This window comes from Streptomyces muensis, assembly GCF_021474425.1.
Classification (GTDB): Bacteria; Actinomycetota; Actinomycetes; order Streptomycetales; family Streptomycetaceae; genus Streptomyces; species Streptomyces muensis.
Map to the genome: position 1 here is coordinate 1 of NZ_JAKEIP010000591.1, position 1,117 is coordinate 1,117.

Consider the following 1,117-nt stretch of genomic DNA (forward strand, 5'->3'; position numbering starts at 1 on the left):
GGCGGGGTACGGGGGCCGGAGGCGGGCGGCACGGAGCGTTCCCCCGGTCTGACACGATGGTCGTATGCGTGCGCGATACGGAGTACCCCTGGGAATCACGGCGGTTGGCGCCGCCGGACTGCTGTACTCGGCGGGTTTCGAGGCCCGTTCCTTCCGCCTGCGACGGGTGACGATCCCCGTCCTGCCCGCGGGGATGCGTCCGCTGCGCGTGCTCCAGGTCTCCGACATCCACATGGTCGGCGGTCAGCGCAAGAAGCAGCGCTGGCTGCGCTCACTGGCCGGCCTGCGCCCCGACTTCGTGATCAACACCGGCGACAACCTCTCCGACCCGGAGGGCGTGCCGGAGGTGCTGGACGCGCTGGGCCCGTTGATGGAGTTCCCGGGCGCGTACGTCTTCGGCTCGAACGACTACTACGGCCCGAAGCTGCGCAACCCCGCCCTTTACCTGCTGGAGAAGACCCAGGGCCGCCACGGCCTGAACGGCAACCCGCCGGCCGTCGGCGCGATCCACAACCCGTGGGAGGACCTGCGGGACGGTTTCGACACGGCGGGCTGGCTGAATCTCACGAACACGCGGGGCACGCTGAAGGTCGAGGGCGTGTCCGTGGAGCTCACCGGCCTGGACGACCCGCACATCAAGAGGGACCGCTACCAGCAGGTGGCGGGCGGCCCGTCCGGCGCCGCGGACTTCGCGATGGGCGTGGTGCACGCGCCGTACCTGCGCGTTCTGGACGCGTACACGGCCGACGACTACCCCCTGATCCTGGCCGGCCACACCCACGGCGGCCAGCTCTGCATCCCCTTCTACGGCGCCCTGGTCACCAACTGCGACCTGGACACGGACCGCGTGAAGGGCCTGTCCACGCACACCGCGGAGGGCCGTACCTCCTACTTGCATGTCTCGGCGGGCTGCGGCACGAACCGCTACACACCGTTCCGGTTCGCGTGCCCGCCGGAGGCGACGTTGCTGACGTTGGTGGGTCGGGAGTAGGGAGTACGGCGGCGTAGAGGGGTCGTCGGGGCGGCAAGACGAGGTAGGGGCAGGGCAGCAGGGAGCACCGGGACGGCGGCCGGGGCGCGATCCGGTGCCCCCCCCCCGCAACCTCCTGCCCCCCCG

General features: G+C 71.2%; 1 protein-coding gene. It reads left to right on the forward strand.

Annotation, left to right across the window (positions count from 1 at the left end; translation table 11 throughout):
• Positions 1 to 64 precede the first annotated feature (64 nt).
• A complete protein-coding gene (locus tag L0P92_RS44580) occupies positions 65 to 991 on the forward strand; it encodes a metallophosphoesterase (protein WP_234768830.1) in 927 nt (308 codons plus the stop codon).
• Positions 992 to 1,117: the final 126 nt, after the last annotated feature.

Coding starts and splice junctions, on each gene's coding strand:
- L0P92_RS44580 (WP_234768830.1), top strand. CDS start 65: ATGCGTGCGCGATACGGAGTACCCCTGGGAATCACGGCGGTTGGCGCC.